The following is a 634-nucleotide window of genomic DNA, read 5'->3' on the forward strand; positions in this document are numbered from 1 at the left end:
CGCTCGATCCGCGCAACACCCGCATCGTCATGGATGCGCTGCTGCGGATCAACAAGCACTTCGGCATCACCGTGATGTGCAACCTGCATTCGCTCGATCTGGCGCGCACCTATTGCGATCGCCTGATCGGCATGTCCGCCGGCCGCGTCGTGTTCGATGGCGCGCCGTCCGCGCTCACCGAGCATATCGCCCGTGAACTCTACGATCTCGAAGCCGATGAGGTGATGGGATCGGCGCATATGCCGACGCCTGTCCGCGTTCCCGAATACGGTGTTGCTGCCGTCGCGTGATTGCAGTGCGTTGAAATTATCGCGGTGACGTCATCGTAACGATGGCATCGCCGCGATAGACGCGCCTTCTACCAAGAAAAAACGTTTCACCTCAGATCAAAACAGGGACTGTCATGATCAACCGTCGCTCCATTCTGCTCAGCGCTGCGGCGCTGGCTTTCGCCGCCACCTCGGCCTCGGCCCAGGATTACAAGGCCAAGTATCCGGAACTGACCTTCGCCATCATCCCGGCAGAAAACGCCTCGGGCGTTACCGAGCGCTGGGCGCCCTTCGTCGCCTATCTGTCGAAAGAACTCGGCGTGAAGGTCAATTTGCGCATCGCCAATGACTACGCAGCCGTCATC

Annotated in this window: 1 protein-coding gene and 1 pseudogene; both read left to right on the plus strand. The window is 59.9% G+C overall.

The window, feature by feature from the left end; all coding sequences use genetic code 11:
• A pseudogene (locus AC1DS5_RS25190) lies at positions 1-290 on the plus strand (phosphonate ABC transporter ATP-binding protein); the annotation flags it as partial.
• 113 nt (positions 291-403) lie between these two features.
• Positions 404-634 (plus strand): PhnD/SsuA/transferrin family substrate-binding protein (locus tag AC1DS5_RS25195; protein WP_477720977.1); only part of this gene is annotated, 231 nt, incomplete at its 3' end.

This window comes from Polaromonas sp. P4_H1 (genome assembly GCF_056400945.1).